At 50.8% G+C, this 25,320-nt stretch carries 21 protein-coding genes and 1 other RNA gene; 19 read left to right on the top strand and 3 right to left on the bottom strand.

The genetic code is table 11. The features are described from left to right. Nucleotides 1–258 precede the first annotated feature (258 nt). Nucleotides 259–537, bottom strand: a complete 279-nt coding sequence (locus HCX92_RS12975; RefSeq protein WP_169295376.1) for an SWIB/MDM2 domain-containing protein — start codon at nucleotides 535–537, stop codon at nucleotides 259–261. 305 nt (nucleotides 538–842) lie between these two features. Here HCX92_RS12975 and pyrC point away from each other — a divergent pair, with 305 nt between their 5' ends. Both pyrC and HCX92_RS12965 read left to right on the top strand, forming a co-directional pair. Further along, on the top strand, nucleotides 843–1,901 hold the full coding sequence (gene pyrC, locus HCX92_RS12970) for a dihydroorotase (protein WP_169295375.1): 1,059 nt from the start codon (nucleotides 843–845) through the stop codon (nucleotides 1,899–1,901). A gap of 207 nt (nucleotides 1,902–2,108) precedes the next feature. Then, entirely contained in the window at nucleotides 2,109–2,732 is a 624-nt protein-coding gene (locus tag HCX92_RS12965; protein WP_371808424.1) for an O-methyltransferase, read from the top strand. 23 nt (nucleotides 2,733–2,755) lie between these two features. On the opposite strand, the gene HCX92_RS12960 is transcribed toward HCX92_RS12965, so the two are convergent. Further along, nucleotides 2,756–4,588: an ATP-binding cassette domain-containing protein gene (locus tag HCX92_RS12960; protein ID WP_169295373.1), complete on the bottom strand. Its 1,833-nt coding sequence runs from the start codon at nucleotides 4,586–4,588 to the stop codon at nucleotides 2,756–2,758. A 102-nt stretch (nucleotides 4,589–4,690) separates the two neighbouring features. Here HCX92_RS12960 and rnpB point away from each other — a divergent pair. The 16 genes from rnpB (at nucleotide 4,691) to lpxC (ending at nucleotide 23,701) form a co-directional block, all read left to right on the top strand. After that, an RNA gene (rnpB, locus tag HCX92_RS12955) (RNase P RNA component class A) lies at nucleotides 4,691–5,074 on the top strand. A gap of 354 nt (nucleotides 5,075–5,428) precedes the next feature. Beyond that, a complete protein-coding gene (locus tag HCX92_RS12950; RefSeq protein ID WP_246587453.1) occupies nucleotides 5,429–5,812 on the top strand; it encodes a division/cell wall cluster transcriptional repressor MraZ in 384 nt (127 codons plus the stop codon). Beyond that, nucleotides 5,812–6,882: a 16S rRNA (cytosine(1402)-N(4))-methyltransferase RsmH gene (gene rsmH, locus HCX92_RS12945; protein WP_169295389.1), complete on the top strand. Its 1,071-nt coding sequence runs from the start codon at nucleotides 5,812–5,814 to the stop codon at nucleotides 6,880–6,882. Before HCX92_RS12950 ends, rsmH begins: the two co-directional genes overlap by 1 nt. After that, nucleotides 6,870–7,184 carry a cell division protein FtsL gene (gene ftsL / locus HCX92_RS12940; RefSeq protein WP_169295371.1) on the top strand — a complete coding sequence of 105 codons (315 nt, stop codon included), beginning with the start codon at nucleotides 6,870–6,872 and terminating at the stop codon, nucleotides 7,182–7,184. Before rsmH ends, ftsL begins: the two co-directional genes overlap by 13 nt. A gap of 12 nt (nucleotides 7,185–7,196) precedes the next feature. Continuing rightward, nucleotides 7,197–9,002, top strand: coding sequence for a penicillin-binding protein 2 (locus tag HCX92_RS12935; protein WP_169295370.1), 1,806 nt, complete (start codon nucleotides 7,197–7,199; stop codon nucleotides 9,000–9,002). Continuing rightward, nucleotides 8,999–11,788, top strand: coding sequence for a bifunctional UDP-N-acetylmuramoyl-L-alanyl-D-glutamate--2,6-diaminopimelate ligase MurE/UDP-N-acetylmuramoyl-tripeptide--D-alanyl-D-alanine ligase MurF (gene murF / locus HCX92_RS12930; RefSeq protein WP_169295369.1), 2,790 nt, complete (start codon nucleotides 8,999–9,001; stop codon nucleotides 11,786–11,788). Before HCX92_RS12935 ends, murF begins: the two co-directional genes overlap by 4 nt. Beyond that, a complete protein-coding gene (mraY, locus tag HCX92_RS12925; RefSeq protein WP_169295368.1) occupies nucleotides 11,778–12,947 on the top strand; it encodes a phospho-N-acetylmuramoyl-pentapeptide-transferase in 1,170 nt (389 codons plus the stop codon). The genes murF and mraY overlap by 11 nt, the downstream gene beginning before the upstream one ends. After that, on the top strand, nucleotides 12,944–14,473 hold the full coding sequence (gene murD, locus HCX92_RS12920; RefSeq protein ID WP_169295367.1) for a UDP-N-acetylmuramoyl-L-alanine--D-glutamate ligase: 1,530 nt from the start codon (nucleotides 12,944–12,946) through the stop codon (nucleotides 14,471–14,473). The genes mraY and murD overlap by 4 nt, the downstream gene beginning before the upstream one ends. Then, the gene (gene ftsW / locus HCX92_RS12915) at nucleotides 14,470–15,690 is read left to right on the top strand and encodes a putative lipid II flippase FtsW (protein ID WP_169295366.1); all 1,221 of its coding nucleotides are present in this window, start codon (nucleotides 14,470–14,472) and stop codon (nucleotides 15,688–15,690) included. Before murD ends, ftsW begins: the two co-directional genes overlap by 4 nt. Continuing rightward, nucleotides 15,687–16,760: an undecaprenyldiphospho-muramoylpentapeptide beta-N-acetylglucosaminyltransferase gene (murG, locus tag HCX92_RS12910; protein WP_169295365.1), complete on the top strand. Its 1,074-nt coding sequence runs from the start codon at nucleotides 15,687–15,689 to the stop codon at nucleotides 16,758–16,760. The genes ftsW and murG overlap by 4 nt, the downstream gene beginning before the upstream one ends. Then, on the top strand, nucleotides 16,757–18,166 hold the full coding sequence (gene murC, locus HCX92_RS12905) for a UDP-N-acetylmuramate--L-alanine ligase (RefSeq protein WP_169295364.1): 1,410 nt from the start codon (nucleotides 16,757–16,759) through the stop codon (nucleotides 18,164–18,166). Before murG ends, murC begins: the two co-directional genes overlap by 4 nt. Beyond that, on the top strand, nucleotides 18,163–19,116 hold the full coding sequence (locus tag HCX92_RS12900) for a D-alanine--D-alanine ligase (RefSeq protein WP_169295363.1): 954 nt from the start codon (nucleotides 18,163–18,165) through the stop codon (nucleotides 19,114–19,116). The genes murC and HCX92_RS12900 overlap by 4 nt, the downstream gene beginning before the upstream one ends. Nucleotides 19,117–19,130: 14 nt before the next feature. Then, the gene (locus HCX92_RS12895; RefSeq protein ID WP_169295362.1) at nucleotides 19,131–19,940 is read left to right on the top strand and encodes a cell division protein FtsQ/DivIB; all 810 of its coding nucleotides are present in this window, start codon (nucleotides 19,131–19,133) and stop codon (nucleotides 19,938–19,940) included. After that, nucleotides 19,937–21,166: a cell division protein FtsA gene (gene ftsA, locus HCX92_RS12890; protein WP_169295361.1), complete on the top strand. Its 1,230-nt coding sequence runs from the start codon at nucleotides 19,937–19,939 to the stop codon at nucleotides 21,164–21,166. Before HCX92_RS12895 ends, ftsA begins: the two co-directional genes overlap by 4 nt. A 204-nt stretch (nucleotides 21,167–21,370) precedes the next feature. Continuing rightward, nucleotides 21,371–22,564 (top strand): cell division protein FtsZ, encoded by a 1,194-nt coding sequence (gene ftsZ, locus HCX92_RS12885; RefSeq protein WP_169295360.1) that lies wholly within the window; start codon nucleotides 21,371–21,373, stop codon nucleotides 22,562–22,564. A gap of 213 nt (nucleotides 22,565–22,777) precedes the next feature. Continuing rightward, entirely contained in the window at nucleotides 22,778–23,701 is a 924-nt protein-coding gene (gene lpxC, locus HCX92_RS12880; protein ID WP_169295359.1) for a UDP-3-O-acyl-N-acetylglucosamine deacetylase, read from the top strand. Here the strand turns inward: lpxC and HCX92_RS12875 are convergent. Next, nucleotides 23,698–24,201 (bottom strand): DciA family protein, encoded by a 504-nt coding sequence (locus HCX92_RS12875; RefSeq protein WP_169295358.1) that lies wholly within the window; start codon nucleotides 24,199–24,201, stop codon nucleotides 23,698–23,700. The genes lpxC and HCX92_RS12875 overlap by 4 nt on opposite strands. Nucleotides 24,202–24,306: 105 nt before the next feature. Between HCX92_RS12875 and HCX92_RS12870 the strand changes: the two genes are divergently transcribed. Next, nucleotides 24,307–25,314: a M23 family metallopeptidase gene (locus HCX92_RS12870; RefSeq protein ID WP_169295357.1), complete on the top strand. Its 1,008-nt coding sequence runs from the start codon at nucleotides 24,307–24,309 to the stop codon at nucleotides 25,312–25,314. Nucleotides 25,315–25,320: the final 6 nt, after the last annotated feature.

Below are 25,320 nucleotides of genomic sequence, written 5' to 3'. Positions count from 1 at the left end.
TCGCGCCGATGATAGTGGATGGACATCCGTGAAAGTAGGTCATCGTCAGGCTCTTTATTACGAAAAACCCCTTCAGCACTGCTGAAGGGGTTTTTTTATTGCCCGCTCGATTCGTGGGCCGCTTTGCTGCCATGGAGCGCGTCAAAGGATAGGCCCATGCGTTACCACGGAGCATGGGAACGAGGAGGAAGGCGCTAATGGCAGGCATAAAAAAACGGGCCTGTGCCCGTTTCTTATGCTTGTGTGCCTGGTACCTTCTTACTTAAGGTGAGTGCTAACCAGTTTGGTCATTTCAAACATGCTGACCTGCTCTTTACCAAAGATTGGGCGCAGTTTATCGTCGGCATTGATATTGCGACGGTTTTGCGGGTCTTGTAAATCGTGTTTTTTAATATATTCCCAGATTTTTTTGGTAACTTCTGTACGAGGCAGTGGTGTGCTCCCTACAACGGCGGCCAATTCGGTGCTTGGAGTAAGGGGTTTCATAAACGCTGCGTTTGGTTTGCGTGCAGGTTTTTCCGATTTAGTTGTGGCCATTTTGGGGCTCTCCTTAAAGGCAGGGTTATATAGCATGTATGTATTAGAGAATAACGTGTAATAGGAAGCTTGCCTAGCATTTTTTAAGTATATTTTGCTTCAAATGGTTTTTGAGACCTTTGCCTGGGTAAATTAGCGATAATTAACCATTATTGTATATATTCATACCCCTTGAAAATTCGATTTAATACCCGCTTTCCACCAGTAAAATTTGGCAGCAGGACATTAATATTGGGTAAAGAAGACATATTTTAGTTATAGTGCATGATTATTCCATCGACACTCTGCTTTTAATATTCAATCTCATGCAAATCACCGATCATTCAATTACCTTAAAACGCCCCGACGACTGGCACCTGCACTTGCGTGACGGGCTGGCGCTTGAGTCTGTCATTGCCGATAGTGCCCGGCAATTTGCCCGTGCGATTGTCATGCCGAATTTACGCCCTCCCGTGACGACTGTGGCGCTGGCGACGGCCTATAAAACAAGAATTGAAAATGCATTGGAAAAAACGGGCTACGAAGGCAAATTCGAGCCGCTGATGACCTTATATTTAACCGATAATACCTCGGCAGAGGAAATTCAAAAGGCAGCCGAATCGGGCTTTATTCATGCCGTGAAATTATATCCTGCCGGTGCCACAACCAACTCGGATGCAGGCGTGACCGATTTATTGGGTAAATGTCGTCCGGCACTTGAGGCGTTGCAAAAACATGGCATGCCTTTGCTGGTTCATGGTGAGGTCACCGATCCAAACATAGACCTGTTTGATCGCGAAGCGGTTTTTATTGATCAAGTCATGATTCCCTTGCGTCGTGATTTTCCTGAGCTGAAAGTGGTGTTTGAGCACATCACCACACAGGAAGGTGCACACTATGTACGTGATGCACAAGGGCCTGTGGCGGCAACCATTACCGCCCACCATCTGCTTTATAACCGGAATGCCATTTTTACCGGTGGTATTCGTCCACATTACTACTGTCTTCCCGTATTAAAGCGTGAAAAGCATCGCTTGGCCTTGCTTGAGGCAGCCACCAGTGACAGTACACGCTTTTTCCTGGGCACAGACAGTGCTCCGCATGCCAAAGGTCTTAAAGAGCATGCCTGTGGCTGTGCCGGCTGTTACACTGCCATACATGCCATGGAGCTTTATGCCACTGCCTTTGAACTGGCTGGCAAGCTGGATAAACTTGAGGCTTTTGCAAGTCTGAATGGACCGGATTTTTATGGTTTGCCACGCAATCAGGACTTCATTACCCTGGAGCGTATCGAATATAATATTCCGGCAGAGTTGCCTTATGCTGACAATACCACCCTGGTTCCCTTGGCGGCTGGTGAAAACCTGAACTGGAAAATGAAATAATTCAGTGATACATACATATACGGCAATCCTGGCGTTTTCATTCCGTTTGGGATTGACATTGAAAGGTTCTTGAATGAATGCCTGCTTCGGGTGGGGTAAACACTCAACCCGACCAGGCCATAAGCATTAATGGACATCGCTTTGGCTAAACATAAAATTCAAATTACCGAAGAACGTTATAAACAGGTTGATGACTACTTCAATCAGTTGTTTCTGAAAGAAGATGTGATTCCTGAAAAAGTGCTTGAGCATTGCAAGAAAAACAATATTCCCGCAATTAATGTGGCACCCAATCAAGGCAAGCTGCTTCATATGCTGATCAGGATGAATGCGGCCCGGCGCGTCCTGGAAATTGGTACCCTGGGTGGATACAGTACCGTTTGGATGGGGTTGGCCTTGCCCGATGATGGTCGCCTGGTTACGTTGGATTTTGATGAGAGTTATATCAGAATTGCCCGTGAAAGCCTGAATATGGCCGGTTTGCAGGACAAGGTTGAAATCAGACAAGGTGTCGCGGCTGAAACGCTTGAGCAAATGGTGCAAGCAAAGCAAGCCCCGTTTGATTTTATTTTTATCGATGCTGACAAGGAAAATAATCCGGTCTATCTGGATTATGCCCTGAAGCTGTCACGACCGGGCACAGTCATTGTGGCTGATAATGTGGTTCGACAGGCCAAAATACTGGATGATAGTGGCAAGGCGGATAATATCCGGGGGCTGCGCCGGTTTTTTGATGATATGGTGGACAACCCTCGTCTAACCGTGACCGCTTTTCAGACCCTGGGGTCTAAAGGCTGGGATGGCCTGGCGATTGCTATTGTCAAGCAATAACACCGTCAGGCCAGGCCAATAGCCTAACTGGTTTCTTTCTTGGCTTCGAGCTGTTCCCAGCGGTCAAAAAGCTTAAGCAGCTCTTCTTCCAGCTCTTGCAGACGAAGGTTAATGCCGTTAGCCGTGTCCGAGCCGTCTTTGTAGAGTTCCGGGTCGGAAAGTTTGGCGGTCAGCTCTGCCTGTTCCGCTTCCAGTTTGGAAATTTCCTCGGGCAGGGATTCCAGCTCCTTGAGCTCCCAGCTGCTAATGCGGGAACGGTTTGGGCGTGATTTTGGCTGGGCAGGCGTGTTAACGGCTGGTGTTGTTTCAGCTTTTTTATCGGTGCCGCCTGGCTTGCCTGCCAGTTTGTCCGCCACGTCTGCGGGCCGCTGTTCAAGCCAGTCATCATAACCCCCCACGTAATCCCGCCACTGCCCATCTCCTTCATAGGCAATGGTTTGTGTGATCACATTATTCAGGAAAGTTCGGTCGTGGCTGACCAGTAGAACCGTGCCATTAAAGTCCTGAAGTAATTCCTCAAGCAGTTCCAGGGTTTCAATATCCAGGTCGTTGGTTGGCTCGTCCATGACCAGAACGTTGGCAGGCCGGGCAAACAGCCGAGCCAGTAGCAGCCGTGCCCTTTCACCACCCGACAGGCTGGAAACAGGGGATTGCGCACGGGCCGGTGAGAACAGGAAATCACCCAGATAACTCATGACGTGTTTGCGCTGTTGACCGATTTCAATCCACTCACTGCCTGGATTGATCACTTCGGTAAGAACGGCATTTTCATCCAGTTGTTCACGCATTTGGTCAAAATAGGCAATCGACAGGTTGGTGCCCAGCTTGACTTTTCCCTCAGTGGGGGACAGTTTGCCCAGAATGATTTTGAGCAGTGTGGTTTTACCGGCACCGTTGGGGCCAATTAAGCCAATCCGGTCACCACGCATGATGGTGGTGGAGTAGTTTTTGATAACGGTTTTGTCACCGAAGGTGTGGCTGACGTTTTCCAGTTCAGCCACTAGTTTACCGGATTTTTCACCCATGGAAACAGCCAGGTTGACGTTTCCAACACGTTCACGACGTTCACTGCGTTCGCGGCGTAATGCTTCAAGGCGTCTGACCCGGCCTTCGTTGCGAGTGCGTCGGGCTTCAACCCCTTTGCGAATCCAGACTTCTTCCTGGGCCAGGAATTTGTCAAAACGTTCGTTTTGCAGTTTTTCGGCTTCAAGCCATTCCGCTTTGCGTGCCTGCCATTGGCTGAAATTGCCAGGGAAACTGTGTAGCTGGCCGCGATCCAGTTCTATGATGCGGGTGGTGACGGCATCAAGGAAGCGTCGGTCGTGGGTAATGATCACGCAGGCGGAACGACTGCTTTGTATCATTTGTTCCAGCCATAGTATGCCCTCAAAGTCCAGATGGTTGGTGGGTTCGTCAAGAAGCAGTAAATCGGGGGCCTCGATAAAAGCGCGGGCCAGGGCTATGCGTTTGCGGGTGCCACCCGACAATCCCTTGACCAGCATGTCAGGATTCAGGCCCAGTTTTTCGATGATTGCACTGGCACGGGCCGGTCGGGCCCAGTCTTCGGAGTCAAGGATATTGCCACAGATATTTTCATAAACGGTTTGATAATCGTTAAGGACGGGTTCCTGCTCAACGGTAATGACGCGCAATGAACCCATCTTTGAGATTTCACCGTCATCGGCTTCGGTACGGCCGTCAAGAATGCGCAGTAATGAGGATTTGCCAGCGCCATTGCGGCCGATCAGACCGATTCTTTCGGATTCCTGGATGGTAAGGTTGGCGTTATCGAGCAGAGCGTGGTGGCCATATGCCAGATGAGCATTGATTAATGTGATAAGAGTTTGTGCTGCCATAAAGTAGATCTAAAATATTGGGTAAACGGTTTTTTATTCTTTTGGGATAAAAGGACTTTAACACCTTTGGCGGGAATAAGTCGGTTAAAATGCATTTCTGGCAAAGTGGGCTGGGCAATCGCGGGGGTTTTATCCTCGAGGAACGTCCGGACTCCATAGGGCAGGATAGCGGCTAACAGCCGTCCGGTTGCGCAAGTAACCGAGGAACAGGGCCACAGAGACGAGACTGCAGCGTGGGCACGCAAGTGCACTGATACGGCGACTTCCGTATGGCATTGCCGCAAGGCAATAACGCCGCAGGGTGAAACGCGGTAACCTCTATCCGGAGCAACATCAAATAGGCATGTGTCTGGTTCTGCCAGGAAGGGCGGCTCGTCCAAACATGCGGGTAGATGGCTAGAACGCATCAGCAATGATGCGTCCAGAGGAATGATTGCCAACCAGTTTACTGGTTTACAGAATCCGGCTTATAGGCTCACTTTGCCAGTTCTTTTCTTATAGGTTGTAAACCCTCGCCATGACCGGGTGAAGGGCTGGTGGTTCATGGTAATTTCTCAAGAACTGTTAAGAAATGATAAAAATTAATATACAGTTTTTACGATATCTCTTGCCTTACTTTCACTTTCTATTTTAAGAGCTTGATTTCTAAAGGTCTTTCTATTTTCCATTTTCGTCAGGTAACGCTAAGTCGTTGTAGTTATTGGAAAAAGTCAATAAATAAAGCTTGACCAAATATCAGCCTTGTCTTAAAGTGGGGAAAAGTAGGGAAATGTGGAAAAAAGTGGGGAAAAATTGGTTTTCCAGGGAAATAGTGCACTCACCTTAGATGCCAAGGGAAGGATGACCATTCCTGCCCGGTATCGTGATGCCCTAATGGAATCCGCCCAAGGTGCCCTGACCATTACCCGCAATTTTGATGGTGGCTTGCTGGTTTACCCCCGCCCCGTGTGGGAAGAAAAGCGTGAAGTCATCATGCAATTGCCAATGTCCGCCCGTCATGTCCAGCGTCTGTTATTGGGTAACGCCCAGGATGTGGAAATAGACGGAGCAGGGCGAGTACTCATTGCTCCCGAATTGCGCTCTGCTGCAGAAATGATTAAAGAAGTTGTTTTAGTTGGCATGGGCAGGCATTTTGATCTTTGGGATGCCCAGATGTTTGCGAACATGCAGGCGGCTGATTTGGCCAAAGGTTTACCAGATAGTTTGGATGATTTTTCATTGTGATTTCAGAAAGTTTCGTACATAAGACCGTGTTGCTCGGAGCAACTGTCAATGCGCTGGTTCACGATGAATTCAATGTAAAGGCCAAATGGATTCACGATTTATTGCCTCCTGGCAATAAAGATGGTGTTTTCGTGGATGGCACGTTTGGCAGGGGGGGGCACAGTCGTTATCTGCTGTCCCAGCTTTCAGCCAATGCAAAACTGTTTGTTTTTGACAAAGATCCCCTGGCCATGGTCTCGGCACGTCAATTGCAACAGGAAGATTCCCGGGTGAACATTATTCATGGCGGCTTTTCTTCAATGGAAGAAGAGTTGCATCAGCGTGGCATTGACCAGGTTCAGGGTGTTTTATTGGATTTGGGGGTTTCTTCCCCACAGATAGATGATGCATCCAGAGGTTTTTCTTTCATGCGGGAAGGGCCGCTGGATATGCGAATGGATACCAGTCGTGGCGTAACTGCGGCTGAATGGCTGGCACAGGCCAGTATTGAAGAAATGAAGGAGGTTATAAAACACTATGGCGAAGAACGGTTTGCTTTCCAGATTGCAAAGGCGATTGATCATCGCCGCCAATCCAGCCCTTTGTGCACCACGCTCGAACTTGCCGAGCTCGTCTCAACCGTCGTCCGGACGCGGGAAAAAGGTCAACATCCGGCCACACGTACCTTTCAGGCTATACGGATTCACATCAATCAAGAGCTCGAGGAGCTGGCGAACACCCTCGCGTCAGTTTTAAGATTGTTGGCACCAGGTGGAAGGATGTCGGTGATCAGTTTTCACTCGCTTGAAGATCGCATGGTTAAACAGTGTATCGCGGCAGCGGCCAAGCCTGGTGCCGATTTTGCACGTTTACCTTTACGAGAAAGTGAAATGCCACAACCGGTGCTTAAAAGTCTGGGTAAGGTATTGGCGGCTTCGGAAGAGGTGGTGGCCAATCCCCGTTCTCGCTCTGCAGTGTTGCGGGTCGCGCAAAGAACAGAAACGGCATTGACGGATGCTGATGCCTTTGTCAGCAGGCCGCTCACACCGGGTAACCAGTCTGGCAAACGGAGGGGTTCATGGCGCGGTTAGGTTTATTGCTGCTGGTGTGTTGGTTTGTTTACAGTGCTGCTTCTCTGGTGTCGGTTCGATATCAGCAACGTCTGCTGTATGTCGATCTGGGGCGAGCGCAGGCGGTGGAAAATGAACTGGGTATAGATTGGCGTTACTTGCAGCTTGAGCGGGCAAAATTAACGACTAATGCACGGATTCAACAGGTAACAACCCAAAAATTGAACATGCAAATACCGCATATCGGTCAAATTATTTATATCAAAGATTCTGAGCTGGCGAATAGTCCGGCCTCACCTGCGACGCAACAGAGTAACCAATAAAAGGGAAGCCAAATGCTTAAATTCGGCAAAAACAAAATCCCTGAGTTGTTCAAACGATCCAGAGAAAACGCCTATTCCCGCCATTACAGCAGTCCGGTTTTGCATGTGCAAATCCCCAGGTGGCGCGCGCGCGTTCTTTTTTTCCTGATTTCCCTGGGTTTTTTGGCAGTAATTGGCAAGGCGCTGTATATCCAGATCATGAGTACCGAGTTCTTGCAGGCGGAAGGCGAAAAACGATTTGAGCGTACGCTGCAGCTGCCGGCCACCCGTGGACTGATTACCGACCGTAATGGTGAGTTTCTGGCAACCAGCACACCCGCGGTAGCCGTCTGGAGTATCCCCGAGGAAACCAGCAAGGCAAGCCCCCAGCAGCTGGGCGCTTTGGCCAAACTGTTGGATATGTCTTTGAAAGACCTGCAGGAAAGACTGAAGAACCTGGACAAAACATTTGTCTATCTGAAACGGCAGATTCCGACGGATATCGGCAAGCAGATTAAAGAGCTGGGCATTCCCGGGATTCATTCTTTACCCGAGTCCAAACGGTCTTATCCGCAGGGTGCGTTGACCGCTCATGTGGTTGGATTTACCAATATCGAAGACCGGGGAATTGAAGGCATTGAGCTGCAAATGAACGAATCATTGCGGGGCAAGCCGGGGTTGCGTCGGGTCTTGCGCGACCGTATCGGACGTATTATCGAAGATGTCCAGGAAGTGGAGCCGGCCACCGATGGTGCGGATGTCACGCTGACCATAGACGGGCATATTCAACTTCTGACCATGCAAGCCCTGGAAAAAGCCATGAAAAAGCATGAGGCCGAATCGGCCGGAGCCGTGGTCATTGACACGAATAATGGTGAAATATTGGCCATGGTCAGTGTGCCGTCTTACGATCCCAATATGCAGTCCGAGCGTAAAGGTTCCGCACTCAGGAATCGGGTCATTACCGATACCTTTGAGCCGGGCTCCATTATCAAGCCATTGGTATCCGCTCTGGCGCTGGATGCCGGTGTCATTACCAAAAACACCTTGTTCAATACAGGAACCGGCTCTTACCGCTACCAGGGGGCCACCATTACCGATGTCAGTTCCCGTAATGGCACGCTGAATGTGTCAGGTATTTTACGTCGCTCAAGTAATATTGGCATGACCATGATTTCCGAGCGTTTGCGTTCGGAACAAATGTGGACCGTATTCAATGCCCTGGGTTTCGGACAGGTTCCCAACATCGCTTTTCCCGGTGCGGCTTCGGGACGTGTCCGGCCATGGGAGCGTTGGAAGCTGATTGAAAAGGCCACCATGTCCTATGGATATGGTTTGTCGGTATCCCTGTTGCAGATTGCCAAGGCATTTACAACACTGGCCCGTGACGGAGACATGATCTCCCTGTCATTGATTAAAAATGACAAGAAACCCACCAGTATTCAGATTTATAAACCGCAAACGGCTCGTGATGTCAGGGCCATGCTCGAAGAGTCGGTGGGTATGGAAGGTAATAAAATCCAGGCAATGGTTAACGGCTATCGTATTGGCGGAAAAAGTGGAACCGCAAGGCAGATTGTCAACGGGCGTTATAGCCGCTCTGATTATCGGGGCTCATTTGTTGCTGTTGCGCCTATTTCAAAACCCAGGATTGTGGTGGCCGTAACCGTTAACAGGCCGAAAAAAGCCGGTTATTACGGTACCCTCAATGCGGGGCCGGTTGCGGCGGAAATCATTGAAGGAACCTTGAAGTATCTCACGGTTCCGCCAGATTTGCCGGTAGAGCCCTCATTGGAAGCAAAAAGTCAGAACACGACAGGCAGGAGAAATCGCGGATGACCATACCATTCATATTACATTGGTTAACACAGCATGTGGCATCCACGGCGCACCTTCGGCTTGACTCCAGGGACATCTGTAAAGGGGATGTCTTTGTTGCCTGTGTCGGAACCTCACAAAACGGCGCTGCGTACATTGAAGATGCAATCGTAAAGGGTGCCGCGGCTGTTTTGCTTGAGCAATCCAGTGGCCCGCCGGTCAATACCGCTTATCCGGTGCCGGTATTGGGCGTGCCGGGTTTAAGGCAATTGCTGGGTGAGTTGGGTGACATCTGGTACGGACATCCATCGGAACAGGTTTTTGTGATTGCAGTTACCGGCACGAACGGAAAAACCTCTTGTGCCACCTGGTTGGCCAGAGCGCTGACCGCCAATGGCGTGCCGTGTGCCACCATTGGCACACTGGGCATGGTATTGCCCGATAATACCAATTTGGGTGGTTCACTAACGACCCCTGATGTGCTGACCTTGCATCGTTTGCTGGCAGAGTTACGAGACAGGGAAATTAATGCGGTGTCTATCGAGGCCTCTTCCATCGGCCTGGATCAGGGGCGTATGGACGGATTGCGTATCCGGATTGCCGCCTTTTCCAATCTGACCCTTGACCACCTTGATTATCACAAGGACATGGCAGAATACGAGCGGGCCAAAATGCGTCTGTTTCATTGGCCCGGCTTGCAGCATGCCGTGATCAACCTGGATGATCCGGCCGGTGAGCGCATATTTCTAGACTCCCGTGCCGAAAACACGATTGGTTACTCCTTGAAAAATCATGTAGATGCCAGGATTCTTGCCAAAGAGCACCGTTTTGATGATTACGGACTGGCTTTCGATTTGTTCAGCCCGCAGGGCGAGGCGCAGGTATTGACCCGTTTGCTGGGTGAGCACAATATCTCTAATTTATTACTGGTTGCAGGTGTGTTGCAGGCTATGGGCTGGACGCTGGCCGATGTTGTTAAAACCATCTCGTTGCTTGAGCCGGTACCTGGTCGATTGCAGATTGTGAAAGGCCTGGAGGTAGCCGGGGAAGCGGGAATGCAGCCTTTGGTGGTGGTGGATTACTCGCATACACCCGACTCGCTGGAGCGCGCGCTCGATGCCTTGAGGCCAACCGCCCGGGCCCGGAAAGGACGGTTGGTTTGCATTTTTGGTTGCGGTGGTGACCGGGATAAAACCAAACGTCCTGTCATGGGTAAAATTGCTTCGCAAAAAGCCGATCTGGTTTATGTGACCAGCGATAATCCCCGTACCGAAAATCCTGAGCGGATTCTGGCCGACATCCTGGCCGGCATGCCTGTTTCACCTCATGTTCAGCCTGATCGGGCCTATGCCATTTTACAGGCGGTATTACATGCCTTGCCCGAAGATGTCATTTTGGTGGCAGGAAAAGGGCATGAAACCTATCAGGAAGTCAATCATGTCAAAACCTGTTTTGATGATCGTGAGTGGTCTGTACTGGCATTGGCCTTGCGTCATGCAAGCGGTGTCTCCACCGATTCACGCAGTATTGGCAAAGGGCAGATATTCATTGCCCTTGTCGGTGAAAATTTTGATGCCCATGATTTTCTGGGACAGGTTCAGCAAGCGGGCGCATGGTTGGCGGTTGTCAGCCGCAAGAATCCGGATATCGATCTGCCCCAGGTGCTGGTGGCCGATACGGGCAGGGCGCTTGAATTGATGGGCAAGGCCTGGCGCTCCCTGTTTGATATCCCGGTTATTGGGGTGGCAGGCAGTAATGGCAAAACAACCACTAAGGAAATGATTGCCGCCATTTTGGAGGTACATGTCGGGCCGGCACATTGTATTGCCACGAAAGGCAACCTGAATAATCAAATTGGTGTCCCCTTAAGTTTATTGGGCTTGAATGAAAATCATCAGGTCGCTGTATTTGAATTGGGCATGAATCATCCGGGTGAGATCCGCATCCTGACCGATCTAGCCAGGCCTACTGTCGGACTGGTGAACAACGCGCAAAGGGAACACCAGGAGTTCATGCAAACGGTAGAGGCCGTTGCGATTGAAAACGGTGATGTGATTGCCGGTCTTGATGCCAATGGGGTCGCTGTTTTTCCTGCCGATGAGCCTTATACCGCCTTGTGGCACGATATTGCCGGCGAGCGGCGTCGGATTTTATTCGGTTTTGGTGAACAGGCCGATGTTACTGCCGAAGAGTTGGTGGCCGATATCAATGGCAGTCGTTTTTTGCTGGTGACCCCAAGTGCCTCCGCTCAGGTTTCATTGAATATTCCGGGCCATCATAATGTGCGCAATGCATTGGCAGCCACTGCCTGTGCGCTGGCGATCGGTATACCTGTGGATACGATTATCATTGGGTTACAAAAATTTAGCCCCGTTAAGGGACGAATGCAGGGATTTGTGCTTTCTGACGGCACAAAATTGCTTGATGACTCGTATAATGCAAACCCTGATTCTGTTCGTGCTGCCATCGATGTCCTGTCACGATTGCCCGGGTCCAGGGTGCTGGTGCTGGGAGATATGGCCGAAGTGGGTGATGATGGTCCGCAAATGCATGCCGAAGTGGGGCTCTATGCCAAAGAAAAAGGTATTGATTACTTGCTGGCTTATGGCAAGGCATCCAGGCAAACTGTACAAGCCTTTGGTTCACAGGCAACGCATTTTGAAGACATTCATCAGATGGCACCGTACATCAGAATTCTCAAACCGTTAAATATTTTAGTGAAAGGATCACGATCAATGCGTATGGAGCGTGTGATTGCAGACTTGCAAAAAGCTTCATCCATTGAAGGGGAACAAGATGCTGTATGAGTTATTCGGGTGGCTGTCTACAAGTATAAGTGGCTTCGGTGTTTTTGAATACATTACATTGCGAGCCATGCTGGCGTGCGCTACTGCATTGTTTATTGGCTTGTGGGCCGGCCCGCGTGTCATCCGGAGATTGACGGCGCTTAAAATTGGCCAGGCGGTCCGGGCTTATGGACCCGAATCGCATCTGGTCAAAAATGGCACGCCCACCATGGGGGGGGTGCTCATTCTTATCGCGATTGGTATCAGTACTTTATTGTGGGCAGACTTAAGCAACCGGTTTGTTTGGGTGGTGATGCTGGTGACTTTCGGGTTTGGCGCGATTGGCTGGGTGGATGATTATCGCAAAGTGGTTTATCGCAATCCCGAAGGCATGTCCTCGCGGGAAAAATTTTTCTGGCAGTCATTGATTGGCCTGATTGCATCGGTATATCTGACATTTGCCGTTTCCGCACCGGCCAATGCCGATTTATGGCCTTTGTTCAAGGAATGGGTGTTAAGTGGTTTCAGCATGCCGCTACCATCCCGTGCCGACCTGATCGTGCCTTTTTTCAAGAGCGTCAGTTATCCGCTGGGCGTATTTGGTTTCGCCGCATTGACCTGGGTGGTCATTGTGGGTACCAGTAATGCGGTTAACCTGACCGATGGTCTAGATGGCCTGGCCATTATGCCCACCGTTATGGTGGGCAGTGCCTTGGGTATTTTTGCCTACGTGGTGGGACGGGTTGACTATTCCCGATACCTGTTGTTCCCTTATATTCCAGGTGCCTCCGAAATGTTGATTTTGTGTGCCGCCCTGGCTGGTGCCGGCTTGGCATTCCTGTGGTTCAATGCATATCCTGCCCAGGTTTTCATGGGCGATGTGGGTGCGCTGGCGCTGGGGGGCATGTTGGGCACGGTGGCTGTCATTGTCCGGCAGGAAATTGTCCTCTTTATCATGGGAGGGGTGTTCGTGGTGGAAACACTGTCGGTCATGCTCCAGGTTGTCTGGTTCAAATACACCAAGAAAAAATATGGTACAGGGCGTCGCATACTTCGAATGGCACCTTTGCATCATCACTTTGAAGTGGGTGGCTGGAAAGAGACCCAGGTGGTGGTGCGGTTTTGGATTATCACGATGATGCTGGTGTTACTTGGTTTGGCAACATTGAAATTACGATGAATACACAGTCAGAAAATAACGTTTTGTCTTTTCCTTCCTCGGTCCTGGTTCTGGGACTGGGAGAAACCGGTCTTGCTGCCGCTTTATGGTGCCTGCGTAATCAGGCGCGCTTGCGCATTGCCGATACCCGAACCAACCCGCCGGGCCTGGACAAGCTGGATGCAACAGGTTTGCCCTTTGAAAAATTCCTGGGTGAACGCAGCTTTGACGATGAGGCCCTGGAAGGGATTGACGCAATTGTTTTAAGTCCGGGTCTGGTGCCATCCGAGCCACAGCTGGCCGGTTTTCTTGCCCGTGCGGAACAGCGCAATATTGAAATATTGGGTGAAGTAGAACTGTTTTCCCGCGCACTTTTACAGCTAAGGCAAACACAGGCTTATGAGCCCAAGGTGCTGGGAATTACCGGTACGAACGGCAAAACCACAGTAACCACCATGATCCGTGACATGTTGCAGGAAGCCGGGCTGGTCGCGGTGGCAGCGGGCAATATCAGCCCTTCTGCCTTAACCGCGTTGATGGCGGCTCTTGATGCCAACGCCTTGCCTGATGTCTGGGTGCTTGAGTTATCCAGTTTTCAGTTGGTAACCGTTAAAACCTTGCAGCCTGACGCATCGGTTGTGCTGAACATTACCCAGGATCATTTGGACTGGCATGCCAATTTGCAGGAATATGCCGATTGCAAGGCAAAACTGCTCAAAATGAGCCGGGTGGCCGTTATCAATCGTGATGATGAAATGGTCAGTGCCATGGTGGCGTTTGCCGATGACCTGAATGTACGCTCTTTCGGTGAAACCGAGCCTGTCCTTGACGGGGATATGGGTCTGGAAGACAGTAATGGCATGTTGTGGCTGGCTGCGAGCAGTGCCGATGAGTTTAATCTGCCCGAAACCGGTGGCCGAAGAAAAAAAAGCACGGAACGCCCGGTTAGAAAACAGGGAGTGCTCAAACGCTTGATGCCGGCAGATGCCATGCTGGTGCGAGGTCGTCATAATGCCCTGAATGCATTGGCGGCCATGGCGCTGTGCCGGGTACTGGGTATCGGCTGGACTCCATTGCTGAATGCGTTAAGAAATTACGTGGCTGAGCCACACCGAACCAATTTTGTTCGAAGCATCCGGGGGGTTGACTTCATCAATGACAGTAAGGGCACTAATGTGGGTTCTACGGTCGCGGCCCTCAAGGGTATGGGTCGCAAGGTGGTCTTGATTGCCGGTGGACTGGGCAAGGGACAGGATTTCTCTCCGTTGGTCACACCGGTGGCGCGCTTTGCCCGTGCTGTTGTTCTGATCGGGCAGGACGCCCGTGTTATTGAGCAGGCTTTGGCACCTGCCGGTGTGCCATGTCTTCATGCCGTGTCGCTTGAAGAGGCTGTCAGTATTGCGCTGGATCATGCGCAGGAAACCGATGTGGTGTTGTTATCACCCGCCTGTGCCAGTATGGATATGTTCAAAAATTACAATCATCGTGGCAATGCCTTCATTGATGCTGTCAACGAGCTGGCCCTTGAAAACGGAGAGGTGGCATGAGTTTGCTGGCAGAGCTGCGTTCCAGTGTCAGTGCGGTCAAGCCGGGTCGTACGACCATGCGCAATTATGATTTGCTGTTGGGCGTTGCGGTCTCTGCCTTGTTGTTGTTTGGTCTGATTATGGTGTTTTCCGCCTCTATTGCATTGGCCGATGGGCCCAAGTATGCCAATTTGGGCCGGTATTACTTCGCCCTCCGTCATGGGATTTATATTACAGTGGGCGTGTTTCTGTTTTTTCTGACGCTGACTGTACCCATGAGCTTCTGGGAAAAAAACGCTTTCCGGATTTTTCTGTTTGCAATGCTGCTGCTGGTTCTGGTTCTGGTGCCGTTTATTGGCAAAGAGGTCAATGGCGCTTCACGCTGGCTTCCCATTGGCCCCATCAACTTTCAGCCATCCGAGCTCATGAAGGTGGCCATGTTGCTCTTTGCCGCCGATTACACGGTGCGTAAGCAGAAATACATGCAGGATTTTATTCGTGGCTTTATTCCCATGGCCCTGGCATTGGTAGCGGTCGCCACACTCTTGTTGCTTGAGCCCGATTTGGGGGCTTTAATGGTAACGGTGTCGATTGCTGTTGGGATCCTGTTTCTTGGGGGCATTAATCTTGGACTTTTTGTTTTTGCCATTGGTGCACTGGTTGTCTTGTTTGTATCGATGATTGTTTTTGCTCCCTGGCGACTGGAGCGAATCATGGCCTATCTTGAGCCGTTTCATGAATCAAACGTGCAATCCAGTGCTTACCAGCTGGTGCACTCCCTGATTGCCATCGGGCGCGGAGAATGGTTCGGGGTTGGTCTGGGTTCAAGCATTGAAAAATTGCATTATTTGCCCGAGGCACATACTGATTTTATTATTGCAGTGGTGGGCGAAGAGCTGGGCTTTGTCGGGATTTTCCTGGTGGTGGTGCTGTTTTTCATCATTGTTAAAAAAAGCTTTGATATTGGCCGTTCTGCCATTGCGATGGATCGCGAGTTCAATGGCCTGGTGGCCCAGGGGGTTGGTGTCTGGTTTGGTGTGCAGGCATTTATTAATCTGGGGGTTTGCCTGGGTCTGTTGCCGACCAAGGGTCTGACCTTGCCGCTGGTCAGCTATGGGGGGTCTTCTATCGTCATGAATCTGATTGCGATTGCCATGTTGATGCGCGTTGATTACGAGGTCCGTCAAATGATGCGTGGCCGGCCTGTCAACAAAGAAAATAAAAGGTCGTACTCATGAAACAGCCAACATTATTGGTCATGGCAGGCGGAACGGGCGGGCATATCATGCCAGGGCTGGCCGTGGCACATGAAATGCAGGCGCGCGGTTGGTGTGTCGTCTGGTTGGGCGATCCCTCCAAAATGGAAGGCAAGCTGGTGCCTGCGCATGGTTTTACTTTGGTACCCATGACTTTTTCAGGGGTTCGGGGCAAGGGCATTGCGGCTATTGTCAAATTGCCGTTTACCCTGTTGCAGGCCAGTACCCAGGCCTGGAAAATTCTGGCCAGGGAAAAACCTTCGGTTGTCCTGGGTATGGGCGGCTATGTGGCTTTTCCGGGTGGTATGATGGCAGCTTTGCGTGGTATTCCTTTGGTGGTTCATGAGCAGAATGCCGTGGCAGGTACCGCCAATAAATGGCTGGCCAAGGTGGCCACCCGTGTGTTGTCCGGGTTTCCTGGTGTATTGCCCAAGGGGAAAATGGTGGGTAATCCGGTACGCACGGATTTGCTTGCCACACCGACTCCGGCCCAGCGTTACGGGAATCGTTCGGGGCGTCTGAATATTTTGGTGGTGGGGGGCAGTTTGGGGGCGCATGCCCTGAACACTATTGTGCCCCAGGCATTGGCCGGCATGGCACCGCAGACGCGCCCTCATGTTGTGCATCAGTCTGGCGCCCAACATCTTGATACCCTGAAAAAAACCTACGCCGATCTGGGGGTGGAAGCTGAGTGCGTGGCGTTCATTTCCGATATGGCGGCAGCCATGTCAGCCGCTGATTTGCTTATTTGCCGTGCGGGTGCCATGACGGTTGCCGAGGTGGCTGCGATCGGGGTGGCTGCCTTGTTTATTCCCCTGCCACATGCGATTGATGATCATCAAACGGCCAATGCACAGTGGCTTGTCCGTGAAAATGCGGCGTGGTCCAAAGCGCAAAAAGAATTATCAGCCGAATGGCTGTCATCCTGGTTACAGGATAAAACACGTCATGAATTGCAGGCCGTTGCCGAAAAGGCAAGGCAATGTGCACGAACTGACGCTACACAGCTGATCGCGGATGTGTGCGCCAGTGTAGTTAAGGATAAAAAATGAAACACAGGATAAGAAATATCCATTTTGTTGGCATTGGTGGCTCTGGCATGAGCGGCATCGCCGAAGTATTGCTCAATCTGGGCTATCGCATCAGCGGCTCCGATTTGCAGGAGTCGGCCGTCACGCGCCGTTTGGCCAATTTGGGTGCCATCATTCATATTGGGCATCAGGCGGAGAACGTGCGGGATGCCGATGCGATTGTGACGTCAACCGCTGTGGCCAACAGTAACCCTGAGGTGCTTGCTGCCCGGGCCCGACAAATTCCAGTGGTGCCCCGGGCCATCATGCTGGCGGAATTAATGCGTTTGAAAAGAGGGATCGCCATTGCCGGCACCCATGGCAAAACCACCACGACCAGTCTGGTGGCCAGTGTGCTGGCGGCAGCCGGTCTTGATCCGACTTTTGTGATTGGCGGGCGGCTGAATTCGGCCGGTGCCAATGCGCGTCTGGGGCAGGGTGACTATATTGTGGTGGAAGCGGATGAATCGGATGCTTCGTTTTTGAATTTATTACCGGTCATGGCCATCATTACCAATATTGATGCCGATCACATGGACACTTACAGTCATGATATTGCCCGCTTGCGCAGCGCGTTTGTGGAGTTCACCCAGCGGCTGCCGTTTTATGGTAGTGCAATTCTGTGTAACGATGATGACAATGTTCGTAAAATCATCCCCTTCATTTCCCGTCCGGTCACCACCTACGGGTTTAGCGATGATTCCCATTTTCAGGCAGTCAATGTGCGTGCAGAAGGTACCATGATGTGCTTTGACGTTATTCGCCGTATCCGGGTTGATGAGTGGTTGCCCACCTTGAGCATCACCCTGAACCTGCCGGGCCGCCATAATGTGTTGAATGCCCTGGGCGCGATTGCCGTGGCAACCGAGCTGGATTTGCCTGATGAGGCTATTGTTTCAGCCTTAAAAGGATTTAATGGTGTTGGACGCCGCTTTTCCCATACGGGTGACTTCAATATTCCCGAGAAAAATGGGGGCGGTCAGTTTACGGTCATCGACGATTATGGACACCATCCGGTGGAAATGGCTGCCACTATCGCGGCAGCGCGTGGCGCCTGGCCCGATCGTCGTCTGGTTCTGGCCTTTCAGCCACATCGTTATACCCGTACGCGCGATTGTTTTGAGGATTTTGTAAAAGTCTTGAATAGTGCTGACGCGGTTGTGCTGACAGAGGTATATGCTGCCGGTGAGACGCCCATTGTGGCTGCCAATGGTCGTGCCCTGGCGCGGGGAATTGGTGTGGCGGGGAAACTGGAACCGGTTTTCATTGAAGACGTAAGTGAAATGCCACAGGCAATTATTGATTTTGTCAGGGATGGTGATGTGGTAGTGGTCATGGGAGCGGGTTCAATCAGTAAGGTTCCCGGGCAAATTGGAGAGTTGGTATGACGCACGAATTTGGCAAAGTCGGCATTTTGTATGGTGGCCACTCAGCCGAGAGAACGGTTTCCCTGCAATCGGGTGAAGGTGTTTTGTCGGCCTTGCAAAGCAAGGGGATAGACGCCCATCTGTTTGATACCGGTAAGCAAAGCCTGGCAGAATTGGCGGCACAGAATTTTGATCGTGTTTTTATTGCCTTGCATGGTCGTTATGGAGAAGATGGCACGCTGCAGGGGGCACTCGAATTATTGGGTATTCCTTATACCGGTAGCGGTGTGATGGCCTCAAGCCTGGCAATGAATAAAATCATGACCAAGCGCGTCTGGCTTGAGCAAGGCTTGCCAACCCCCAGATACAAAGTGGTCAGGAACCTGGCCGATACCGATGCCGCTTGTGCCGAACTGGGGCTACCCCTGATCCTCAAGGCGCCGCATGAAGGCTCGACTCTGGGGCTGTATAAAGTCAGCGAACCGGATGAGTTGCATGAGGCTTTCAGGCAGGTCATTAATTTTGATCATGAACTATTGGCCGAGCAGTTTGTGGTTGGCCGTGAGCTGACCATTCCCGTGGTGGGTAAAGGGGAAGATGCCCGGGCCTTACCGGTGATTGAAATTTTTGCCCCAGACGGCAATTATGATTTTGAGCATAAATACATTTCAAACGATACGCGTTATGAATGTCCGGCCAATTTGGCCCCCGAGCTGGCCAGCCGGATCCAGGGCATTGCCGTACAGGCCTATCGGGCCCTTGGATGTGAAGGATGGGCGCGGGTCGATATTATGCTTGATGCCCAAAACCAGCCCTGGTTGCTTGAAATCAACACCTCACCGGGCATGACCACTCATTCGCTGGTGCCGATGGGAGCGAAAGCGGAAGGGATGAGTTATGCCGATCTGTGTGTCTTCATCCTGTCGCAGGCCTCGTGCAAAATACACAGGCCTGTGTCTGAAAACGGATAACAGGGATGTAAACAGTGCTGAATAATGCCCGTGCAACCAACCTCATTGCAAACGTTATTGCAGTCATGGCCGTTATCATTTTGATTGCGGGGGGTATCTATTGGCTTGCGCATCGCCCCATGTTCAATCTGTCCCGCATCACCATCGAGCCGGTGAACGGAAGGGTGCTCAATTACGTGTCGCCTGCCAGCATTCAGGCAACCATTGCGGGTAAACTCAAGGGCAATTTTATTACGATTGACCTTGGTGAGACCAAGAAGATTTTTGAGACCTCTCCCTGGGTCAGGCAGGCGCATCTGCGACGTGTCTGGCCGGATGGCTTATCGCTTAAAATAGAAGAGCATGAGCCCTTTGCTTTCTGGAATGAAAACCAGATGATCAATACATGGGGTGAGCTGTTTTCAGCAAACCAGGCTGAATTGAATTCCGAATCGGAGTTGCCGCAATTCAATGGGCCAGATGGTTCTGAGCGACTGGTGGTGCAACGGTATGCCGAGCTGGTTCGCTGGCTGGCGCCATTAAAATTGGGTGTTAATGAAATAACGCTTAGCGATCGCTATGCATGGCGTGTAGAATTGAGTAATGATATGGAATTGGTAATGGGAAGGGACCCGGGTGCTGATGCCGTCAATCCGCACGGGGGGCAGGGGGCCGTCTCTTTCGCATCGACCATCGAACGTTTTGTGCGTGCATGGCCGGTATTACAAAACCGTATCGAAGGCAGGAAAATAAACAAGGTGGATCTTCGTTATACCAAGGGCTTTGCCTTAACGTATGCTCCAGTGGATAATACGCTACCAGTTGATAGTAAAGAGAAAAAATGAGTCGTGACCTTAAGGACCTAATTGTTGCGTTGGATATCGGTACTAGCAAAGTTGTTGCGGTAGTTGCCGAAGCGTTGCCTGAAGACGGGCGATTTGAAGTAATTGGGCTTGGGCAGCATGAGTCCAAGGGAATGCGTAAAGGGGTTGTTGTCAGTATTGATTCAACCGTGAACTCCATCCAGCGTGCTCTGGAAGAGGCCGAGTTGATGGCTGATTGCAAAATCAGGGAAGTTTATACGGGCATTGCCGGCAATCACATTACCAGTTTCAACTCCAGTGGCATGGTGGCCATCAAAGACAAGGAAGTGTCCGAGGCCGATGTGGCACGGGTTATTGAAACCGCAAAGGCGGTTAATATTCCAACTGATCATCAGGTACTGCATGTCCTGACCCAGCAATTCATTGTTGATAACCAGGAAGATATCAGGCAGCCGGTTGGCATGAGCGGTATACGGCTGGAAGTGCGCGTGCATATTGTGACAGGTGCGGTCAGTGCCGCCCAGAATATTGTCAAGTGCGTCCGACGCTGCGGACTGGAAGTGCAGGACCTCATTTTACAACCGCTGGCATCCAGCATGGTTACCCTGACCAATGATGAAAAAGAGTTGGGCGTGGTCATGGTGGATATTGGCGGTGGTACAACCGATGTGGCTATTTTTACTGGTGGCGCCATTCGTCATACCACCGTTTTGCCTGTTGCCGGAGACCAGGTAACCAGTGATATCGCGGCCATGCTCAGGACACCCACGCCCGATGCTGAAGACATCAAGTTGCGTTTTGGCATTGCCAAACAATCCCTTGCCAATCCTGAGGAATTGATCGAAGTGCCAGGCCTGGGTGACCGCGATGTACGCAAGGTCAAGCGGCAAACGCTGGGGGCGGTTATCGAACCTCGTATCGAGGAACTGTTCATGATGGTGCAGCAGGTGGTCAGGGATTCCGGCTATGAGGATCTGGTGGCGTCAGGGATTGTACTGACTGGTGGAACATCGCTGATGCCGGGAATTGTTGAATTGGCCGAGGATGTGTTTCTCAAGCCGGTTCGGGTGGCGGTTCCCGAGTATCGGGGAAGCCTTGCCGATGTGGTTCGCAATCCACGGTTTTCAACCGTGATGGGTTTGTTGACCGAAGCGCGTGTGCAACGCCTCAGAGGTAGCAAGACCATGCAACAAAAAGGAGGATTTAAATCGATCTTTTTACGCATGAAAGAGTGGTTTATGAATTAAAATATAAGCATAATTAAAGGATTACGTGATTTTTTTATGCTTAAAACGTATTTTTGCAGGGGTTAACCCTGCAAAAGGGTGATGAACATCATCCAGGGGTTATTTAAAAGACAAATGCGGGAATTGCTTTGGCCTTGTTTTTTAAATGATTTCCGAAAATTGGGGAATTTTCGATATTTATCTGGATTATAGGAGTTGGTTAACATGGATTTGGGTTTTCAAATATTAGATGACAGCAATAGCAGCGGTACTGTTATCAAGGTGATTGGTGTAGGTGGAGCAGGTGGCAACGCGGTGCGGCATATGATGCGTTCAGGTATTAAGGGTGTGGATTTCATCTGCGCCAACACCGATATCCAGGCGCTCACTGCTACAGAGGCACCCGTGCAAATTCGTTTGGGTAATTCCGGTCTGGGTGCCGGTGCCAAGCCAGAGCAGGGTCGTGCTGCTGCAGAGCTTGCGCGTGAAGAAATCAGGGCCGCCCTGAATGGCGCAAATATGGTTTTCATTACTGCCGGCATGGGTGGTGGTACCGGAACCGGTGCTGGTCCTGTGGTAGCGGAAGTGGCCAAGGAGCTGGGTATTTTGACGGTTGGTGTGGTGACCAAGCCGTTTTCGTTTGAAGGAACCCGTCGCATGAAGTCGGCGGAAGAAGGTATTGCCGAGCTGGCCAAGCATGTACATTCCCTGATTGTGGTCCTGAACGAAAAATTGTATGAGTTGATGGGCGAAGACGCGACCCAGGATGAGTGCTTCAAGGAGGCCGACAATGTTCTGTACAATGCCTGCGCAGGTATTGCAGAAATCATTAATGTCCAGGGCGATATCAACGTCGACTTCGAAGACGTCAAGACGGTGATGGGCGAATACGGCCAGGCCATGATGGGTACGGCAGTCGCCAGCGGCCAGGATCGCGCCCGGGTAGCTGCCGAGCAGGCCATTGCCTGCCCGCTGCTCGAAGGTGTTGACCTGAATGGCGCGCGCGGTATCCTGGTTAATGTAACCGCCAGCCGTTCCCTGAAAATGACGGAAACCAAGCTGATCAATGAAATCATTAGCAGCTATGCATCCAAAGATGCTCACTTCATTTTTGGTAGTGCCTTTGATGAATCCATGGGTGACAGCCTGCGTGTTACCGTGGTTGCCACGGGTCTCGGACGCAAACAGCCTGAATTGGTGCATAATGTAAACCAGAATGTGCGTACAGGTACCGATGATCTGGTATTGAATTTGAATGCGGTTGAGAACCAGACTGAAGCGTTCAATCTGGATACCCCACCGGTATTCCGTAATCCTCGTGCTCGCAGCCAGGCGGCCTCCGATCAGGTAAGGGCGCTTGAAACATCAGGTATGGAACGCTACGATATTCCTGCCTTTTTACGCAAACAGGCCGATTAATAAAAAGCAGAACCAACAAAAAGGCAGTACCAACTCCGGATGGAAATCAGCTTAGTAGTTTCCATCCATTAAAAGAAACGGTTTCCCCAAGCCGTTTCTTTTTTGTTTTCGATTGAAACACCTTTTTGTCAAATCAATAACTTGGCATGTCATTTCAAGGTAAAATGGCCTTTTATAAAAGGTAAATTTTGGCCTTGTTGCGATATTACACTTATGCTCAGACAAAGAACAATTCAGAATCTAGTTAAAACAACGGGTGTCGGTGTCCACTCCGGAGAACGCGTGGAAATCGTCCTGCGTCCTGCCGAGGCAAACACCGGTATTGTTTTTCATCGTATTGATACCCCTGAGGTTATTGATTTTCCCGCCCTGGCAGACAAGGTGGGCGATACCCGTATGGCTTCAGTCCTGCAAAATGGCAACGTCCGTATCTCTACCGTAGAGCATTTAATGTCAGCCCTGGCCGGCTTGGGAATAGATAATATCCATATAGACCTGAATGCCGAAGAAGTGCCTATCATGGATGGCAGCGCCGGGACTTTTGTTTATTTGTTGCGCTCTGCCGGTATTGTTGAACAAAATGCACCCAAACGTTTTCTTAAAGTATTGAAAACGGTAGAGGTGAGTGAAGGCGAGGGTGAGAATGCCAAATGGGCCCGCCTTGAGCCTTATGAAGGTTTTGCGCTGGCGTTTTCAATCAATTTCCAACATCCGGCCATTGATTCAACGGCCAGTTTTGCCGAAGTGGACTTCGCCCGTGATTCTTACACGAAGGAAATCGCCCGCGCCCGTACCTTTGGTTTTGCCAGCGATGTCGAGGCCATGCGCTCTATGGGTCTGGCCCGTGGCGGCAGTCTTGATAACGCCATTGTCATGGATGATTATCGAATTCTTAACAGCGATGGTCTGCGTTATGATGATGAGTTCGTCAAGCATAAAATCCTTGATGCCATCGGTGATCTTTATCTGATTGGTAAACCTTTGCTGGCCCGTTATGTGGCCTGTAAATCGGGTCATGGCCTGAATAACAAGCTGTGCCGTGCTTTGTTGGCCCAGGAAGATGCCTGGGAAATCGTCACTTATGACTCACAGGCGGCCGCAGCCGATGCTGTTAGCCGTGACTGGCGTCTGGCTTAGGTTTTTCTTCGCTTTAAAATTCGGGCAATGGTATCAGAAAATTCGCCTTCCGGCAGGGTTTTATGCAATTTATCAAAGGCATCCAGTGCAGATTGGTTTAAAATAGCCCTGTTTTCAGTATGAGCCCGGGCCTGCGGTTCGGGTTGGTACAGGTTGGCCTGTATTCTGATGCGAACCTCATTGACGTTCAAGCCCTGATTCATCAGGAGCTGGCTGATTCTTGGTGTAAGTTGGCGTATCTTTGCCGCGTAGGCGGCACTGGGTACCGCAATGACCAGGGTTCCGTTATCGAACTTCAGGATTTTACATGCCTGGGTAACCGGATCATGTAAACTGGCCAGGATTGTATTTTGTATGTCCAGGTAATAACTGGCTGTTTTAAGGATGTTCGCCTTTTGCTCATCATCCTTAAGCCAGCCCAGGGCAGTCTTTTCCCCATTGCTTTGTTGGCGATGGGTGGCATGGTTTTTGTTTTTATAATATTTACGAAACAGGGACATAGACAGTAGATAGGTAAAATGTTTAGAAAGCGTAGAAAAGATCTTTTTTTATCAGAAAGTTCATATAGATACAGGCAGTCCAGCAGGAAAATCTGGACATTCAGCATGTCAGTCCTGGTTTTGGGTGTTGCAGTAGCCAGTGGTGCAATGCTAGAGCGATATTGGGGCGCTCAATCTCTTAACCAGGAAAATAATAGCCATTTGGTCACCAATACGCAACCTTCCGCCCGCGATGAGGCGCTTATCCGTAATAGCGTCAACTTCATGGCCACCCAGGTGGGTGAGTTGCGTGCCCGGGTCGAAAGCCTGGAAAAACTGGGTACCCGGGTGGCCGGTACGGCAGGTCTGCTCAAATCCCCCGAGGCGGCAGCCATTTTGCCCGCGGCAAAAGAGTCGGATGAGTCATTTTCTTTTGAAGATGATCTGATTACCAATGACACGATCATGTCAGCCGAGGAAATCGGTCGTGAGCTGGATATGCTCAAACAACAGATTTCAATGCAAAATGATGGTTTCAGAACCATGGAGCTGCTGCTTAATACGCGTAATGCCGATCGTAGTCGTATTCCTTCCGCTTTACCGGTTTCCATGACGGCAGCCCGTATCTCATCCGCCTATGGCTGGCGTCACCATCCTATCAGAAAAAAATATCATTTACATTCAGGCACCGACTTTGCGGCACCCACCGGTACCCCGATTTATGCCTCCTCGGCCGGCCTTGTTGTGGAAGCAGGTTATAACGGCGCTTATGGAAACTCCATAGATATTGATCATGGCAATGGCGTGGTAACCCGATATGCCCATGCGTCCAAGCTGTTGGTGAAAAAAGGTGACCTGGTTTCCAAAAAACAAATTATTGGCCGGGTAGGTTCCACAGGGCGCTCAACGGGGTCGCATTTGCATTTCGAGGTCCGTGTCAACGACAATCCGGTTGATCCGCTTATGTTCCTGAAGCAAACCTCAACGGCTCCGGCAACGGCGGTTGCCGAGAATTCATTGCTTGACACGGTCAGCAAGGCAAGTGCGGCTGTTATTGGGGCGCAACTGGGTTCTGGCGGAAAAGCTGGAGGCAGTTTGCGTTCTGGCGTTACAAGCGGAACCGGTATGCGTTAAACTACT

Origin of the sequence: Advenella sp. EE-W14 (assembly GCF_012923605.1) — a bacterium.
Classification (GTDB): Bacteria; Pseudomonadota; Gammaproteobacteria; order Burkholderiales; family Burkholderiaceae_B; genus Advenella; species Advenella alkanexedens.
Note: the sequence above shows the minus strand (reverse complement) of the source record. Positions and strands in the feature narration are given on the sequence as shown.

Coding starts and splice junctions, on each gene's coding strand:
- HCX92_RS12870 (WP_169295357.1), top strand. CDS start 24,307: ATGTCAGTCCTGGTTTTGGGTGTTGCAGTAGCCAGTGGTGCAATGCTA.
- ftsL (WP_169295371.1), top strand. CDS start 6,870: ATGGCGCGGTTAGGTTTATTGCTGCTGGTGTGTTGGTTTGTTTACAGT.
- HCX92_RS12950 (WP_246587453.1), top strand. CDS start 5,429: ATGACCATTCCTGCCCGGTATCGTGATGCCCTAATGGAATCCGCCCAA.
- HCX92_RS12900 (WP_169295363.1), top strand. CDS start 18,163: ATGACGCACGAATTTGGCAAAGTCGGCATTTTGTATGGTGGCCACTCA.
- mraY (WP_169295368.1), top strand. CDS start 11,778: ATGCTGTATGAGTTATTCGGGTGGCTGTCTACAAGTATAAGTGGCTTC.
- HCX92_RS12960 (WP_169295373.1), bottom strand. CDS start 4,588: ATGGCAGCACAAACTCTTATCACATTAATCAATGCTCATCTGGCATAT.
- lpxC (WP_169295359.1), top strand. CDS start 22,778: ATGCTCAGACAAAGAACAATTCAGAATCTAGTTAAAACAACGGGTGTC.
- murG (WP_169295365.1), top strand. CDS start 15,687: ATGAAACAGCCAACATTATTGGTCATGGCAGGCGGAACGGGCGGGCAT.
- ftsW (WP_169295366.1), top strand. CDS start 14,470: ATGAGTTTGCTGGCAGAGCTGCGTTCCAGTGTCAGTGCGGTCAAGCCG.
- HCX92_RS12875 (WP_169295358.1), bottom strand. CDS start 24,201: ATGTCCCTGTTTCGTAAATATTATAAAAACAAAAACCATGCCACCCAT.
- HCX92_RS12975 (WP_169295376.1), bottom strand. CDS start 537: ATGGCCACAACTAAATCGGAAAAACCTGCACGCAAACCAAACGCAGCG.
- HCX92_RS12935 (WP_169295370.1), top strand. CDS start 7,197: ATGCTTAAATTCGGCAAAAACAAAATCCCTGAGTTGTTCAAACGATCC.
- pyrC (WP_169295375.1), top strand. CDS start 843: ATGCAAATCACCGATCATTCAATTACCTTAAAACGCCCCGACGACTGG.
- murF (WP_169295369.1), top strand. CDS start 8,999: ATGACCATACCATTCATATTACATTGGTTAACACAGCATGTGGCATCC.
- murC (WP_169295364.1), top strand. CDS start 16,757: ATGAAACACAGGATAAGAAATATCCATTTTGTTGGCATTGGTGGCTCT.
- murD (WP_169295367.1), top strand. CDS start 12,944: ATGAATACACAGTCAGAAAATAACGTTTTGTCTTTTCCTTCCTCGGTC.
- ftsA (WP_169295361.1), top strand. CDS start 19,937: ATGAGTCGTGACCTTAAGGACCTAATTGTTGCGTTGGATATCGGTACT.
- ftsZ (WP_169295360.1), top strand. CDS start 21,371: ATGGATTTGGGTTTTCAAATATTAGATGACAGCAATAGCAGCGGTACT.